The 14560-nt window shown below is 64.8% G+C and carries 17 protein-coding genes; 1 reads left to right on the forward strand and 16 read right to left on the reverse strand.

Annotation, left to right across the window (positions count from 1 at the left end; translation table 11 throughout):
- Position 1: 1 nt before the first annotated feature.
- The 11 genes from J0M27_RS11995 to J0M27_RS12045 form a co-directional block, all read right to left on the reverse strand.
- Positions 2-412, reverse strand: coding sequence for a hypothetical protein (locus tag J0M27_RS11995; protein ID WP_294991746.1), 411 nt, complete (start codon positions 410-412; stop codon positions 2-4).
- 10 nt (positions 413-422) lie between these two features.
- Positions 423-1154, reverse strand: a complete 732-nt coding sequence (locus tag J0M27_RS12000) for a DUF4395 domain-containing protein (protein ID WP_294991749.1) — start codon at positions 1152-1154, stop codon at positions 423-425.
- A gap of 198 nt (positions 1155-1352) precedes the next feature.
- Positions 1353-1574 carry a hypothetical protein gene (locus tag J0M27_RS12005; protein WP_294991751.1) on the reverse strand — a complete coding sequence of 74 codons (222 nt, stop codon included), beginning with the start codon at positions 1572-1574 and terminating at the stop codon, positions 1353-1355.
- A 282-nt stretch (positions 1575-1856) separates the two neighbouring features.
- Positions 1857-2093: a thioredoxin family protein gene (locus tag J0M27_RS12010; RefSeq protein WP_294991754.1), complete on the reverse strand. Its 237-nt coding sequence runs from the start codon at positions 2091-2093 to the stop codon at positions 1857-1859.
- The gene (locus tag J0M27_RS12015) at positions 2087-3520 is read right to left on the reverse strand and encodes a permease (RefSeq protein ID WP_294991757.1); all 1434 of its coding nucleotides are present in this window, start codon (positions 3518-3520) and stop codon (positions 2087-2089) included. The genes J0M27_RS12010 and J0M27_RS12015 overlap by 7 nt, the downstream gene beginning before the upstream one ends.
- On the reverse strand, positions 3520-4590 hold the full coding sequence (gene arsB / locus J0M27_RS12020; protein WP_294991760.1) for an ACR3 family arsenite efflux transporter: 1071 nt from the start codon (positions 4588-4590) through the stop codon (positions 3520-3522). Before arsB ends, J0M27_RS12015 begins: the two co-directional genes overlap by 1 nt.
- A gap of 3 nt (positions 4591-4593) precedes the next feature.
- A complete protein-coding gene (locus tag J0M27_RS12025) occupies positions 4594-5115 on the reverse strand; it encodes an arsenate reductase ArsC (protein WP_294991763.1) in 522 nt (173 codons plus the stop codon).
- Between the two features lie 13 nt (positions 5116-5128).
- Positions 5129-5476 (reverse strand): metalloregulator ArsR/SmtB family transcription factor, encoded by a 348-nt coding sequence (locus tag J0M27_RS12030; RefSeq protein ID WP_294991766.1) that lies wholly within the window; start codon positions 5474-5476, stop codon positions 5129-5131.
- An 85-nt stretch (positions 5477-5561) separates the two neighbouring features.
- Complete coding sequence (locus J0M27_RS12035) at positions 5562-6848, reverse strand: hypothetical protein (RefSeq protein ID WP_294991769.1); 1287 nt, start codon at positions 6846-6848, stop codon at positions 5562-5564.
- Between the two features lie 35 nt (positions 6849-6883).
- Complete coding sequence (locus tag J0M27_RS12040) at positions 6884-7783, reverse strand: cation diffusion facilitator family transporter (protein WP_294991770.1); 900 nt, start codon at positions 7781-7783, stop codon at positions 6884-6886.
- Positions 7784-8085: 302 nt separating this feature from the next.
- Complete coding sequence (locus tag J0M27_RS12045) at positions 8086-8484, reverse strand: hypothetical protein (protein ID WP_294991771.1); 399 nt, start codon at positions 8482-8484, stop codon at positions 8086-8088.
- Positions 8485-8684: 200 nt separating this feature from the next.
- On the opposite strand from J0M27_RS12045, the gene napF reads away from it, so the two are divergent.
- Positions 8685-9158 (forward strand): ferredoxin-type protein NapF, encoded by a 474-nt coding sequence (gene napF / locus J0M27_RS12050; protein WP_294991774.1) that lies wholly within the window; start codon positions 8685-8687, stop codon positions 9156-9158.
- Positions 9159-9211: 53 nt separating this feature from the next.
- Here the strand turns inward: napF and J0M27_RS12055 are convergent, their stop codons facing one another.
- Genes J0M27_RS12055 through J0M27_RS12075 form a run of 5 tightly spaced genes read right to left on the reverse strand, consistent with a single transcriptional unit; the run spans position 9212 to position 14347 of the window.
- A complete protein-coding gene (locus J0M27_RS12055; RefSeq protein WP_294991777.1) occupies positions 9212-9643 on the reverse strand; it encodes a nitrate reductase cytochrome c-type subunit in 432 nt (143 codons plus the stop codon).
- Positions 9644-9674: 31 nt separating this feature from the next.
- Positions 9675-10571 carry a quinol dehydrogenase ferredoxin subunit NapH gene (napH, locus tag J0M27_RS12060; RefSeq protein WP_294991780.1) on the reverse strand — a complete coding sequence of 299 codons (897 nt, stop codon included), beginning with the start codon at positions 10569-10571 and terminating at the stop codon, positions 9675-9677.
- Positions 10572-10579: 8 nt separating this feature from the next.
- Positions 10580-11443, reverse strand: coding sequence for a ferredoxin-type protein NapG (gene napG / locus J0M27_RS12065; RefSeq protein ID WP_294991783.1), 864 nt, complete (start codon positions 11441-11443; stop codon positions 10580-10582).
- A 59-nt stretch (positions 11444-11502) separates the two neighbouring features.
- Complete coding sequence (napA, locus tag J0M27_RS12070) at positions 11503-14052, reverse strand: nitrate reductase catalytic subunit NapA (RefSeq protein ID WP_294991786.1); 2550 nt, start codon at positions 14050-14052, stop codon at positions 11503-11505.
- A 1-nt stretch (position 14053) separates the two neighbouring features.
- Positions 14054-14347 (reverse strand): chaperone NapD, encoded by a 294-nt coding sequence (locus J0M27_RS12075; protein WP_294991789.1) that lies wholly within the window; start codon positions 14345-14347, stop codon positions 14054-14056.
- Positions 14348-14560 lie beyond the last annotated feature (213 nt).

The following is a 14560-nucleotide window of genomic DNA, read 5'->3' on the forward strand; positions in this document are numbered from 1 at the left end:
GCTATTTCATCCGTTCGCTCAACACGGCCTGTACGTCGGCCGTAGTCCACTTGCCGCGCACGCCGGGCGGTGCGCCGTCGATTGCCGGAAAATTGACAAACTCCATGACGACGTCATCCTTGCGTTTCTGTCGGTATTGGCCGTCGATCAGAATCGCTATCGGGATGTGGCCGTCAAGTCCGATCGCCGCGAGGCGTTTCTCGCCCAGCGGACTTTCGACGTCGACTTCGATGACCTTGACCTTGTTGCCCTGCGCGGCCAGCCATTGGCGCAAGGGAGCCAGGGCCATCTTCACCGGCGGGTGCGCCATGGCGACGATCTCCACCGTCAGCGGCGCGGCCAGCGCGTTGCCCGCGAAGAGAGACAGGGCGGAGACGGCCAGGGCTGCGAGGAACTTCCCGCGCGTGTTCATTGTTGTTCCCTTACTTGCAGTTGTTGTGCAACTTCCACATTTCGCCGTGACCCATGGCCACTGCCCAGTCCGGCGGCGTGCATTTGCCGGCACCGCCCGTGGCGGCGGCTTCCGGCGCAGCGGCTTGCGCCTGGGTCGGCTGGAACCATTGCCGGCTGGTGAAGCCGATCACGGCGACGAAGATCGCGACGATCGCCGTAGCGCCGGCGCCGACTTTCTGGCTGGGGTGTGGCACGAAGACTTCGCAGGCGCCACCCGGGCAATGCCTTGCCTGTTGGCGGCTGAAGGCGTTGTAGATCTTGCAGGCGAGGCAGATGCCGAAGGCGCTCTCGAAGAACATCAGGGTCAGGCAAGTGGCGCATACGATCAGGTTGATCGGACCGACCACCTTGTTGAGCACGATCAGGTAGAACATCACCACGGCCAGCGTCCAGCCCACCGCCCAGGCAAAGCGCTTCTGCGGCGCGCCCGACCATTCCGGCACCTGATTCTTCACCGCGAGGCGGCCGAGGATCATGCTCGGCGAGTACTTAGGATTGATGAAGATGCGGATCGTGAAATCGATCAGGAAGCCGATCACGAAAATCTGCGTCAGGCGGAAATTTCCCATCAGCCAGGAGTTCATGAACGAAACCAGGGCGAAGGCGAAGAGGATGCCGGCGGCCGCCCGCACCTCACGTTCATTCAATACCGGAACGCCGTAGTCGGGCACTCTCTCGCCGAAGCCGAGAATTTTCTGCATCTGCATTCCTTTCAAAAGTTCCCAATGGGACGCACCGCACTGGGGACACGGTGCCGGACCACCGCCGGCATGCTAGCCTGAAAAGGCGCTGCAGCCTATGATTACAATCACATGACCCTGCGCGCCCGACTCCCTCGCCACCGTCCCCGTGCTGACCGATAGCCTGCGGCTGCGCGTTGCCGGCAAGCGAGTGCCTGCTTACTCCGGCTTGATGACTTTGCCTGAACCATCGCGCACGGTGACAGACACCGGGAAGCCGCTCCTGACGCTTTGCGTGACGACGCAGAAGTCCTCGAACTGGGCGAGCACGCGGTCCAGGTGTTCGAGCGAATCGGCCGGCGAATCGAACTGGATCATCACATCGACGCGGCCGACGCGCAGGCGCTTTTCCGTGTTGCGCTCCATGTGCGCGGTGACCACCGCGGTGATCGGGCCGGGATTGTTCTTGAACTTGCGCAGCGCGAACAGCAGGCTGGCCGAAAGGCTTTGGCGATACTGGCGGCCAGCAGGCGCGAGGGATTGGGCCCGGCGTCATGGCCCAGCGGCGGCGGCTCGTCGGCCAGCAAGGGCGGGATGTCCTTGTCGAAGCGGATCAGGAAGGCGAAGTCTTCCTGCTGTTCGAGGGTGAAAGAGAATTGCTGGGATTCACTCATGATGGGCTCCTGGTAAAAGTCGGCGCTGGCGGCACGGCGGTTGCAGCGATCATGCCTGTTTCAGCCAGCCGGCAATCTCGTCCTTGCTCGGCATGCGGCCGAAGACCGCGACTTCCTCGTCGATCACCAGCGCCGGGGTGGTGGTGATCGGGTAGGCCATGATTTCCTTCATGTCGCGCACGTGTTCAATGCTGGCGTCCATGCCCTGTTCGGCCACCACTTCGCGCGTGAGTTGTTCGAGGCGCTGGCACTTGGCGCAGCCGGTGCCGAGGATCTTGATCAGCATGGGGTTCTCCTGTTTTCGATGACGTTGAGCGCGATGACCAGTGTAGCGACGAAGCCGCCGACGACCAGGATCAGGGTCAGTGCCGGCGTGCCGTCCACCCAGGCGCCGTAGGCCAGCCCGGCCAGCGTGGAGAACAGCGCCACCAGCGCGACATAGGTCCAGGCCTTGAGCTTGCCGATGATGGCCGCGGTGATCAGGATGCTTTGCAGCGAGAGTTCCGGGTCGGCCATCAGGTAGGCGATCAGCGGGCCGGGGTGCATGCCGAGCGATAGGAACATTTTCGCGATCGGCACTTCGACCAGGGTCGGGAAATACATGAAGACGCCGAAGACGACGCCGGCGAGGTTGGCGGCGACGGTGTTGCTGCCGGCGACCGCCCTGATCCATTCCGGCTGGATGAAGACACGGATGACGCCGATCAGGAACACGCCGACCACCAGCAAGGGAAAGATCATCCTGACGAAGCGCCAGGTTTCCCACAGCCACTGCTGCATGTCCCAGACATCGAAGCGGCGCACCTGCGGCAGTAGCGCGGCGCACAGCAGGGGCACGGCCAGCGTGCGGCCGCTGACTGTGATGGCGAGTCCGGCATCCGTGACGCGCAGGCCCAGCGCGGCGAAGGCCAGCGTCAGCACGGTCAGCGCCAGGGCCGGCAGGGTCAGGCGGTTCACGCCGTTGTCGATCAGGCCGAGGCCGCGCCAGGCAGTTGCGCCGATGGCAGCGAGCAGCGCGATCAGCGCCACGCCCTGCAGGCTGATGCCCTCGGCGCCGGTGGCTTCGTTGGCGGGTACCCAGCGATCGAGCAGGGCCTGCGCGCTTGCCGCCTCGGGCCAGGCCATGCTGTGTTGCCAGAGCGTTGAGGTGAACAGATCGACCTTCAATGTGCCGGCAATCAGCAAAGCCACCAGCGTGGCGAAGAACAGCAGCGTGCGCGCCGGCACGTGGCCGTCGCCGGCGAAGGCGCGCGCGCCGCCCTGGCGCGCGGCCTCGCTCCTGCGAAAAATCATCGCCATGATCATTCCGATGCCGATGCCGAAGGACAGCGCGAGCACGATGCGCGCGATGGCGATCTCGGCGCCGAGCGCGACGCCGGTGTAGGACAGGGCGAGGATGTTGGCGGCGGGAGCGAAGAAGAGGAAGGTGATCGCCGGCCCCAGTCCCGCACCCTTGCCGTAGATGCCGGCGAACAGCGGCTGCACGGTGCAGGAGCAGACGGCGAGCAGGCTGCCGGCGCCGGCGGCGGCCGGATAGGCCACCCAGCGCGGCGCGTCGGGGCCGAGGTAGCGCGTGATCGAGGCCTGCGGCAGCAGCGCCGAGAGCGCGCCGGCGATGAAGAAGGCCGGCACCAGGCAAAGCAGGACGTGCGCCGCGAGGTAGGCGGCGAGGCTGGCGGCGCCGCCCTGCAGCGTGGGAATCAGGAAGTCCATCACCCGCCCCGTTCGTACCACCCCTTGCTGGAATTAACCACCTTGACTACCAGCAGCATCACCGGCACTTCGATCAGCACGCCGACCACGGTGGCCAGCGCGGCGCCGGATTCGAAGCCGAACAGGCTGATGGCGGCGGCCACGGCGAGTTCGAAGAAATTGCTGGCGCCGATCAGCGCCGAGGGGCAGGCGACGTTGTGCTTTTCGCCGACGGCGCGGTTGAGCCAGTAGGCCAGCGCTGAATTCAAGAAGACCTGGATCAGGATCGGCACCGCCAGCAGCGCGATGATCAGCGGCTTGTCCACGATGGCCTTGCCCTGGAAAGCGAACAGCAGCACCAGCGTAGCCAGCAGCGCGCTGATCGACCACGGCCCCAGTCTGGCCATGACGGCGTCGAAGTGGACCTGGCCTTTGTTCAGCAGCGCCTTGCGCCACAATTGCGCGAGCGCCAGCGGGATCACGATGTAGAGCACCACCGAGGTGACCAGCGTGTCCCAGGGCACGGCGATGGCCGAGATGCCGAGCAGCAGGCCGACGATGGGGGCGAAGGCGAAGACCATGATCGTGTCGTTCACCGCCACCTGCGACAGTGTGAACAGCGGGTCGCCATTGGTCAGCCGGCTCCAGACGAAGACCATGGCCGTGCAGGGCGCGGCGGCGAGCAGGATCAGGCCGGCGATGTAGCTGTCGAGCTGGTCGGCCGGAAGATACGGCGCGAACAGCTGGCGGATGAAGATCCAGCCCAGCAGCGCCATGGAGAAGGGCTTAACCAGCCAGTTCACGAACAAGGTCACGCCGATGCCTTTGACATGCTGGCGGACCTCGTGCAGCGCGCCGAAATCCACCTTGACCAGCATCGGGATGATCATGACCCAGATCAGCAGGCCGACCGGAATGTTGACCCGCGCCACTTCCATGCGCCCCAGCGCCTGGAAGGGTGCCGGCAGGAACTGGCCGAGCGCGATGCCGGCGACGATGCAGAGTACGACCCAGACCGTGAGGTAGCGCTCGAAGGTGGACATCGGGGCGCCGGCGGCGAGCTTGGCGGTGGTTTCACATTGCGCGGACATGGATCAGTCTCCGGTATGGATGCGCCGGGCGGCGGCGAGCGCCTCGTCGCGGCTCATGGTTTCCAGCGGCAGGGCGAGGAAGGCTTCGATGCGCTTCCTCAATGACTGGTAAGCCTCCTCGAAGGCCTCGCGCCGCGCTTCCAGCGGTTCGACATGGGCGGGGTCGGGAATGCCCCAGTGCGCCGTCGCCGGATGGCCGGGCCAGACCGGGCAGGTTTCCTGCGCCGCATTGCCGCAGACGGTGAAGATGAAATCGAAAGTTATGGGAACCGGTATCCCCTTGTGGGACGGCGCTGGCGGTACGGCGTCAGCGTTGAATTCGTCCCAGGATTTGCTGCGCGCACCGGCGCAGGGCACGCCATGCCTTGCCAGCGTTTCCAGCGCGACCGGGTTGACCGCGCCGCCGGGCTTGCTGCCGGCCGAATGCGCCTCGATGCTGCCCCGGCCGAGGTGATTGAACAGCATCTCGCCGAGGATGGAGCGCGCGGAATTGCCGGTGCACAGCACGAGTACCTTGAACGTCATGAGAACTCCCGAATTAGGCGGCCTGGCGCCGGCGCTTCGCCGTGGTGGCCGCGGCGGCGGTCTTCGGCAGGCATTGCCCACCCTGGCAGCAGTTGTCGGTGAGGAAGGCGATCAGGTCATCCATCGCCGCGAAGCCCGCCGCGTAGAAGATGAAGCGCCCTTCCTGGCGCGCGCTGACGAGCCCGGCACGGACCAAGTGGGCGACATGGAAGGACAGCGTCGCCGGCGCCAGTGCCAGCGCCTCGGCGATGGCGCCAGCATGCAGGCCCAGCGGTCCCTGCTCGATCAGCAGGCGGAAGATGCGCAGGCGCGTTTCCTGGGACAACGCGGCCAGCTTGTCGACGGCTTCGGTGGTTTCCATGGATCGCTTCCATATTTCCAGAAATATGGAAGCATTGTAGGAGTGGACCTGCCTTCCGGTCAAGCGCGACGATCCATGTGCCTGTTCAGGACCTCCGGGTGACCCGGGCTGCGATTGCGGTGACAAGGACCGCGACCGCCATCAGGCCGAAGGCGATCCCGACCTGGCTGACCCGTTCTGGCGCCAGCAGCAGCAATCCGCCGAGGCCCAGCATCATCACGCCCGACATCAGTTTCAGCAGGCGGCCTTCGCGCTCGCTGAGCTTTCTCGCACCCAGCGTCCCGGCGAAGGCCGCGACAATCGCCGCGAGCGGCAGCACATAGACCACGTTGTAGGCGGCGAGGTAGGCGTAGCGCCCGGCCGGGGAACTCTCGGCCAGCGTCAACAGCCGCGTATAGACCATGGGGAAGCCGGCGGTGCACAGCAGTTCGTAGAAGTTCGCGGCGATGGCCAGCACCACCGTGGCGGCCAGCATCGCCGGCAGTCGGTCGGCGGCGAGGATGGCACGCGTGCGCCGGAATATGTCGGGCTTTTTCGCTTCGGGAATCGACAGCGTGAGCCCCTTTTCGAACCAGAAGAAGTCCTTCACGTTCACCGCGCCGACGAATACCGCGAGGGCACCTGCCGCCAACGTCACCCAGGCGAGGTGGCCGAAAAGCTGAAAGACGTTGAGCCAGGTCGCCATGAAGGCGAAATACATGAGGCCGGAAATGGTGACGAAGACGCCGCCGATCGCCAGCATGCGGGCCCGGCTCTTCTGGTGCGCCATCATCGAGAGCAGGAACAGCAGGACGAAGAAGGCGCAGGGGTTGAAGGCGTCGAGTCCGGCCAGCACCAGGGTCAGCATCGGTAGCGACAGGCTGCCAGGATCGACGGCGCCGACCAGCGGCAGGCGAATGGTCGCCAGGGGTGACGGGGCGGTCGTCGCCTGCGGCTCGCCGCCGACCTTGCCGCGACACGCGTCGAGGCGCTGCCGCAGCAGGGCGCCGGTGACCTCGTCACCTTCCCAGCCGACATGCATCTCGCCGCAGAAAATCACTGCCGGCACGGCCGCCGCCTCCTCGCCGAGCGCGCGCACCATAGTCTCGTAGCGGCGAAGGTTCTCCGGCTCGCGCGAGACCTCCAGCGCGTGCAGCGTGACCCAGGGCCGTGCCTGCGCGATGGCTGCGATGAACGGATGCGCCGCCATGCAGTGAGGGCAGGCCAACGACCAGAAGAAGTACACCGGTATCTGCACCTGCCCGTCGGCACCGGAACCGGTCGGGCCATCCTCTGCGGCTGTCGCATGTGCCGGAACGGCAAACAGCAGTGCGAGTGCGAGCACGCGGAGGAGGGCGATCACGGCAAAAGGCGGCGAACCCGGAATGTGCATGGTGGATTCCTCAAGACTTTGCTTCGGCCGGATCGCTATTCGCCAAGGGTGCGTGCACAGCCATGGTCGTGCCCACCCAGTTCGATCTGCAGGGTAGGGTGCGTGATGTGAAAGCGGTCATGCAGTTCGCCGCCGACCTGCTCGAGGAAGGCATCGCCCGGATGGCCGCCGGGCATCACCAGGTGTGCCGTCAAGGCCGTCCCGGTGGTGCTCATGGCCCAGACATGGAGGTCGTGCACGTCATCGACGCCGGGCTGCGCGCGCAGCAGTGCATCGACCTCCGCCAGCACGACGCTTTCCGGCACGCCGTCGAACAGCAGGTGCAGGGATTGCCGGAACAGGCGCCAGGTGCCGACGATGATGAGCAGTGCGATCGTCATGCTGGCGACCGGGTCCAGCCAGCCCCAGCCGGTCCACAGGTAGAGCGCGCCGGCCAGCACCACGCCCAGCGAAACCAGCGCATCCCCGGCCATGTGCAGGAAGGCGCCGCGCAGGTTCATGTCGGACTTCATGCCGGACATGAACAGCGCCGCCGTGACGCCATTCACCAGCACGCCGATGGCGGCTACGACCATCACGGTGACGGCATCCGTCGGCGGCGGCGCCTGCAGGCGTTGGCCCGCCTCCCACAGCAGCGAGCCCATCGCCACCAGCAGCAGCACCGCGTTGGCGAATGCAGCAAGGATGGACGCGCGCTGCCAGCCGTAGGTGTGGCGCGAATCCGGCAACCGCCCGGCGGCGAGCGCCGCCACCCAGGCGAGTACCAGGCCGGCGACATCCGACAGGTTGTGCCCGGCATCAGCCAGCAAGGCGAGCGAACCGGCCATCAAGCCGGCGGCGGCCTCGACCACGACGAAGCCGAGGTTCAGCGCAATGCCGATGGCAAACGCGCGATTGAACGCGAACGCCGCATGCGTGTGGCTGTGCTGGTTCATGGCGACAGGAACGAAAAAAGGGCTCCCGACCAGCTTAATATGAAACACCCGTTGCGAAGTCCCTGGACACTATCGAGCGAAGCGAGCCAGATGGTAGCCCCCGCCCTGGGGCGGGGGGCGCAGGCGGGGTTGCGCGAAGCACTGCTTCGCGCCGCCGAAGCCGGCCGGCCATGCAGGGCCGGCCGTGGATCGGGGGTGGGGGGCGATCCCTTCGCATTTCGCGTGTTCCATCTTCTGCGGGTGGCGCTCGGTGCCATGCGTGTTAGGCCGGGAGCCAGCCTTCCGCCATGGCGTGGGGCGGACTACTTGTAGAAGCCGCGCGCCTTCATGCGGTCGCAGCCGTTGGCGCGAGGCGCCGGCAACGTGACGCCTTTTTCCTTGGCGCGCGCTTCCATGGCCTGATGGTGTTCGGCCTGCAGGGCCTTGCATTCGTCGTAGGTCTTGGTGGCGCGCATATTGCCGCTGTGGGCCGCGCGCTCCTCGGCGCTCATCAGGGTCCAGCCGGGGGTGTTGTCCTTGTTGAAGTTGAAGCGCATCGGCTTGCCGCCTCCCGGACCCATGCCGGCGCCCTGCCCCATGCCCTGGCCGGGACCCATGCCGGCGCCGCCGGCAGGCTGCGCGGCGATAGGAGCCGCTATCGCCACGCCGAGCAGCGCGACCAGTGCAATGCGTCCCAAGCCGTTGCGAAGTGTGCTTGTCATGATCATTTCCTTTCGTTGCGAGGTTTGACTTCAGGTCGAAATCCATGCGGCCGCAATATCAGGCTAGTCCGGATTTTCGGGAAGCCAAGGCGGCAATCGTAAGATTTTGTTATTGGTCGGACTGTCGGTGCGGGGATGCCGGTTGCCGCGTTGGCCCGGCACGGGCAGAATTCGCTTCTCGATTCGATTCCCCACCTGCCATGGTCAGCCGCCGCCAGTTCATGCGCGGGGACTTCAAGTCCCGCCCACCGCCTCTACGCCCACCCTGGTCGCTGGCCGAGGAACTCTTCCTCGATGCCTGCACGCGTTGCGGCGACTGCGTCCCGATTTGCCCGACCCGCGTCATCGTCATCGTGCGCGGCTACCCGGAAGTGGATTTCAAGCGCGGCGAATGCACTTTCTGCGGTGACTGCGCGGCCGCCTGCAAGGCCGGTGCGCTGCAGAACTCGGAATGCCAAGTCTGGCCGTGGGCGATCAAGGCGCAGGTGGCGAACACCTGCCTGGCGCAGCGCGGCGTGGAGTGCCGGATCTGCGGCGACCACTGCTCGGTGGCGGCGATCCGCTTCAGTCCGCGCCGCGGCGGGCCGCCCCTGGCGGAGATCGATGCCGCCGCCTGCACGGGCTGCGGCGCCTGCGTGGCGCCCTGCCCGGTCGCGGCGATCAGCGTGGCCTGAGAACTTCCACGACGCACGCCGGCGCCGGCGTGCCTCGCGTAAATCGCTGATGCTTACTTGATGTTGCCGATGAACTTGTTCTCGACCAGCGCCGGTGCATCGACCTGGCCGACATGGCAACTGGTGCAGACATGGCGCGAGGCATCGAAGCCCTTGGTGGCGGCGACGAAGTGGCTGTCGCCCATCTTCGGCGAATTCTTCTTCACGTAATTGGCCGGGCCGTGGCAATCCAGGCACTGGTTTTCGGCCAGCGTCACCTCGTCGAAATTATCCACGGCATGCGGGATCACCGGCGGCTGGGTGCTGAAGGTGCGCACCACGGAAGAGTTCGTTCCCGGCCGCTTGCCGACATATTCCTTTGCCGCCGGTGCCGGGTCGGCGGCGGCGACATCGGCACCGCGCATCGAAACCAGGGGCTCGTAACTGGCGCAACCCACGATGATGGTCAGCAGAGATGCCAGGAGGATGGTAACGGTTTTTTTCATGATGGACTCCCCAGACGAAGTGGATGGTTGATCACTTGGGCGCCGTTTGCGGGACGCCGGTTACGGGTGCGACGGTAGTGTTGAAACGGGTGCCGAAGGCGAACACATCCTTCGAGCAGACATCGATGCAACGTCCGCAGTTGGTGCAGTTGGCTTCCAGGATCACGGGTGGTGTGCCGGCTATGGCTTTCAGCGCCGGGCGGATGACCTGCGGCTCGGGACAGACGGCGAAACAGTCCATGCAGTCGTTGCAGGCGGCGCGGGCCGGCAGTTTGATCCTTGTCAGCGAGTACCTGCCGATCAGGCTGTAGAAGGCCCCGACCGGGCAAAGATGTCCGCACCAGCCGTGGCGCATGACGAACAGGTCGAAGAGGAATACGGCGAGCAGCACCGCCCAGGCCAGGCCGAGGCCGAAGATCAGGCCGCGATGCATCATCGATACCGGATTGACCATTTCCCAGGCAATGCTGCCGGTCACGGCGGCCGCCACCAGCGTCATGCCCAGCATCCAGTAGCGCGTCGGCCGGCTTATGTGGGCGCTGCCCTTGAGCCCCAGCCGCACGCGCAGCCAGTAGGCGAAATCGGTCAGCGGGTTGACCGGGCAGACCCAGGAGCAATAGCTGCGGCCACCGACCAGAAGGTAGAACAGCACGACGATGGTCACCCCGATCAGCGCCAGTTTTTCCGGCGCCTGCCGTGCCAGCAGCGACTGGAGGATGATGAATGGATCGGTCAGCGGCAGGAAGCTCAAGGTGTAGCTGAAATTCAGATTGCCCTTGACGATCCAGAGGCCGAACCACGGGCCGACCAGGAACAGCAGCAGGATGCCGATCTGGCTGCTGCGGCGCAGGATCAACCATTTGTGCGCGGCCAGCCAGCCCTTGGCGGCGATGGCTTCGACGCCGGGACGAGTGTCTGAGGTTTTCAAGGTGGCGTTCACAGCTTGCCTCCCTGGAAAGCCCTGGGCAGACCCGACGTGCTGCCGGGTGCCGAACCCGGTGCCGCATCGGCGGGAGCACTGGGCGAGAGCCCTTTGCCGCTTTCATATTTCATGCCCTCGGGCATGTTGTACCGGTGCTCGACATCCGGCGCGACCAGGCTGCCGCCGGCCTTTTCCTTTTCCACCCAGCCCAGGCGGTAGTGCGAACTGAGCTGGCCCTTGGCCATGTAGAGCGGGAACACCTTGATCGAGGCCACTTCGGTGGGACAGGCTTTTTCGCACTTGCCGCAACCCGTGCAGTGATCCGAATGCACCACCGGGATGAAATGGGTGTGCCGTCCGGTGCGCACGTTGACCTGCCGGTCGAGCGTGATCGCCTTGTCGATCACCGGGCAGACGCGATAGCAGATGTCGCAGCGCAGGCCGAGGAAATTCAGGCAGGTCTCCTGGTCGACCAGCACCGCCAGACCCATTTTCGACTTGTTGATGTCCTTCAGGGAATGATCCAGGGCGCCGGTAGGACAGGCCTTGACGCAGGGGATGTCCTCGCACATTTCGCAGGGCAGCTGGCGCGCGACGAAGTAGGGCGTACCGGTCGACACCGGCTCTTCGGGTTTGGCCAGGTGCAGGATGTCGAAGGGACAGTCGCGCACGCACAGGCCGCAGCGAATGCAGGCGGCGGAGAACTCGGTTTCCGGCAGAGCCCCCGGGGGCCGGATGGCGGCTGGCGGCAAGGCCTTGGCGTGCCTCGCATACAGCCCGACACCAAGCCCCAGCAGGCCGACGCCGCAGGCCATGCGCGCGGTGTCGGCAAGAAACTGCCGGCGGGCCGCCGCGCTGGGCTTGTTCTCGTTGTCCATGATCCTTGGCCGGGAAGCGCACGTCCCTCACGACTCCCCATGCCCTCCGCTTTGCCGGGTCAGGCCTTGACCACCTTGGCCGCGCACTTCTTGAAGTCCGTTTCTTTCGAAATCGGACACGTGGCGTCCAGGGTAAGTTTGTTGACCAGGCGGTGCTCGTCGAAGAAAGGAATGAAGATCAGGCCCTCCGGCGGCTTGTTGCGGCCCTTGGTGTCGACCCGCAGGCTGATCTCGCCGCGCCGTGTCGAGACCTTGACCACGTCGTTGCGCTTGAGGCCGCGCTTCTCGGCGTCCTTCGGGTGCATCCAGACCACCGCGTCCGGGAAGGACTTGTAGAGCTCGGGCGCGCGCCGCGTCATCGAACCCGTATGCCAGTGCTCCAGCACGCGGCCGGTGCACAGCCACAGGTCATATTCCTTGTCCGGCATTTCGGCCGCCGGCTGGTAGGGCAGGGCGAAAATCTTGGCCTTGCCGTCGGGGTAGCCGTAGAACCTCACGCCCTCGCCCTTCTTCACATACGGGTCGTAGCCTTCGCGGAAACGCCACAGCGTTTCCTTGCCATCCACCACTGGCCAGCGCATGCCGCGCACCTTGTGGTAGGTGTCGAAGGGCGCCAGGTCGTGGGCGTGCCCGCGGCCGAAGGCGGCATATTCCTCGAACAGGCCTTTCTGCACGTAGTAGCCGAAAGCCTCGGACTCGTCGTTGGTGTATCCGGCAAACGCGTGGGCGTTGACCTTCGCCGTTTCGTCCTTGGGGAACTTGTTGACCTGGCCGTTGGCATACAGCACCTCGTACAGGGTCTTGCCCTTGTATTCCGGCGCCTTGGCCAGCACGTCCGCCGGCCAGACGTCTTCCATCTTGAATCGCTTGGAGAACTCCATGTACTGCCAGAGGTCGGACTTGCAGTCACCCGGGGCCTTGACCTGCTGGCGCCACATCTGGCCGCGACGCTCGGCGTTGCCGAACATGCCTTCCTTTTCCATCCACATCGCGCAAGGCAGGATCAGGTCGGCCGACATCGCCGACACCGTCGGATAGACGTCGGAAACCACGACGAAGGCCTTCGGGTTGCGCCAGCCCGGATAGATCTCGCCATTGACGTTGGGGCCGGCCTGCATGTTGTTGGTGGTCGAGGTCCAGTAAAAGCCTATCTTGCCGTCCTTCAGCATGCGGCTTTGCGCCACCGCGTGATAGCCCATCTGCGCGGAAAGCGCGCCCGCCGGCAGTTTCCAGAGTTTCTCCGTCATCTCCCTATGCTTCGGATTGAAGATCACCATGTCGGCCGGCAGGCGATGGGCGAAGGTGCCGACCTCGCGCGCCGTGCCGCAAGCCGAAGGCTGGCCGGTCAGCGAGAAGGGGCTGTTGCCCGGCTCGGAGATCTTGCCCACCAGCAGGTGCACGTTGTAGATCATGTTGTTGACCCAGGTGCCGCGCGTATGCTGGTTGAAACCCATGGTCCAGTAGGAGGTGACCTTCACCTTCGGATCGGCATAGGCCTTGGCCAGGGCTTCGAGTTTCTCCTTCGGCACGCCGGAAATCTCGTGCGCCTTGTCGAGCGTGTACTCGGAAACGAACTTGGCGAAGTCGTCGAACGTGATCGGCGTGTGCTTGTTCGGGTCGCCCTTGGGCTTGCCGTCGGCGCCGGGGTAGCCGTTGTTGTTGGCCACCTGTTCCAGCGGATGGTTGGGCCGCAGGCCGTAGCCGATGTCGGTGACGCCCTGGAAAAAGCCGACATTCTTCTTGACGAATTCCTGATTGACCGCCTTGTTCTGGATGATGTAATTGCAGATGTAGTTGAGGATCGCCAGGTCCGACTGCGGCTTGAAGATCAGCTCGTTGTCGGCCAGTTCGCAGGAACGGTGCGAGAAGGTGGACAGGACATGGATCTTGACGTGGTTGGCGGTGAGGCGGCGGTTGGTGATGCGCGACCAGAGGATCGGGTGCATCTCGGCCATGTTGGCGCCCCACAGGGCGAACACGTCGGCATGCTCGGCATCGTCATAGCAACCCATCGGCTCGTCGATGCCGAAGGTGCGCATGAAACCGGCGACGGCGGAGGCCATGCAATGGCGCGCGTTCGGGTCGATGCTGTTGCTGCGGAAGCCGGCCTTCATCAGCTTGACGGCGGCATAGCCTTCCCACACCGTCCATTGGCCGGAGCCGAACATGGCAACGCCGTTCGCACCCTGGGTCGGCTCCTTCAGCGTCGCCTTGACCTTGTCGGCCATGATGTCGAAGGCGGCATCCCATGTGATCGGCGCGAATTCGCCGTTCTTGTCGAACTTGCCGTCCTTCATGCGCAGCAGCGGCTTGGTCAGGCGATCCTTGCCATACATGATCTTCGACAGGAAGTAGCCCTTGACGCAATTCAAGCCCTTGTTCACCGGCGCATCCGGGTCGCCCTGGGTGGCCACCACGCGCCCGTCCTTGACCCCGACCAGAACGCCGCAACCGGTGCCGCAGTAGCGGCAGACGCCCTTGTCCCAGCGCACGCCTTCTTCGCTCTGCGGCGTTGCGGCCAGCGCCACGCCGGGAATGCTCATGCCGGCGCTGGCGGCTGCGGCGGCTACGGCATTGGACTTGATGAATTCACGTCGCGTCAATTTCATTTCAAATCTCCTTTATTTGCGGCTCGGCCCTGCGGCCAGCCTCCACTGAAACTTCCAGGTCTGGTTCGGATTCGATTTGGTGGTACACCATGGCGGTCGACATCACGCCCTGCAGCCGGCCGATTTCCTCGTAAATAGCGACATTGCTGCCATCGTCGGCGGATTCGATGGTGACGATCAGCTTGCCCTCGGGCGACACGGCATGCACCTCGACGCCCTCCAACCCGGCCAATCCAGCTTGAACGACCGGCAACTGGCCTGGTCCGGCGTGGACGATGGCACTTGATATGTTCATTTCCCGGCTCCGATGACGGCAGCTCTTTGCTGCCGGACAGATTCTCGCGTCGATAACCCTTGGAAAATTAGGGTTTGTGCACATGCAACATCGTAGGCCTGCAACCAGCTGCTGCCTTGATGCGGATCAACTGAAAATACGCCCGGAAAAGAATAGCCATAGAACTTTTACTCTATGGCGATTCAACGAGCTGATCGGAATGGTGCGCCGTTG

The sequence above is a fragment of the Sulfuritalea sp. genome (assembly GCF_017302275.1).
Classification (GTDB): domain Bacteria; phylum Pseudomonadota; class Gammaproteobacteria; order Burkholderiales; family Rhodocyclaceae; genus Sulfuritalea.

Excerpts from the sequence above, each read along its gene's own strand:
- J0M27_RS11995 (WP_294991746.1), bottom strand. The coding sequence starts at position 412 with ATGAACACGCGCGGGAAGTTCCTCGCAGCCCTGGCCGTCTCCGCCCTG.
- J0M27_RS12000 (WP_294991749.1), bottom strand. The coding sequence starts at position 1,154 with ATGCAGAAAATTCTCGGCTTCGGCGAGAGAGTGCCCGACTACGGCGTT.
- J0M27_RS12010 (WP_294991754.1), bottom strand. The coding sequence starts at position 2,093 with ATGCTGATCAAGATCCTCGGCACCGGCTGCGCCAAGTGCCAGCGCCTC.
- J0M27_RS12015 (WP_294991757.1), bottom strand. The coding sequence starts at position 3,520 with ATGGACTTCCTGATTCCCACGCTGCAGGGCGGCGCCGCCAGCCTCGCC.
- arsB (WP_294991760.1), bottom strand. The coding sequence starts at position 4,590 with ATGTCCGCGCAATGTGAAACCACCGCCAAGCTCGCCGCCGGCGCCCCG.
- J0M27_RS12025 (WP_294991763.1), bottom strand. The coding sequence starts at position 5,115 with ATGACGTTCAAGGTACTCGTGCTGTGCACCGGCAATTCCGCGCGCTCC.
- J0M27_RS12030 (WP_294991766.1), bottom strand. The coding sequence starts at position 5,476 with ATGGAAACCACCGAAGCCGTCGACAAGCTGGCCGCGTTGTCCCAGGAA.
- J0M27_RS12035 (WP_294991769.1), bottom strand. The coding sequence starts at position 6,848 with ATGCACATTCCGGGTTCGCCGCCTTTTGCCGTGATCGCCCTCCTCCGC.
- J0M27_RS12040 (WP_294991770.1), bottom strand. The coding sequence starts at position 7,783 with ATGAACCAGCACAGCCACACGCATGCGGCGTTCGCGTTCAATCGCGCG.
- J0M27_RS12045 (WP_294991771.1), bottom strand. The coding sequence starts at position 8,484 with ATGACAAGCACACTTCGCAACGGCTTGGGACGCATTGCACTGGTCGCG.
- napF (WP_294991774.1), top strand. The coding sequence starts at position 8,685 with ATGGTCAGCCGCCGCCAGTTCATGCGCGGGGACTTCAAGTCCCGCCCA.
- J0M27_RS12055 (WP_294991777.1), bottom strand. The coding sequence starts at position 9,643 with ATGAAAAAAACCGTTACCATCCTCCTGGCATCTCTGCTGACCATCATC.
- napG (WP_294991783.1), bottom strand. The coding sequence starts at position 11,443 with ATGGACAACGAGAACAAGCCCAGCGCGGCGGCCCGCCGGCAGTTTCTT.
- napA (WP_294991786.1), bottom strand. The coding sequence starts at position 14,052 with ATGAAATTGACGCGACGTGAATTCATCAAGTCCAATGCCGTAGCCGCC.
- J0M27_RS12075 (WP_294991789.1), bottom strand. The coding sequence starts at position 14,347 with ATGAACATATCAAGTGCCATCGTCCACGCCGGACCAGGCCAGTTGCCG.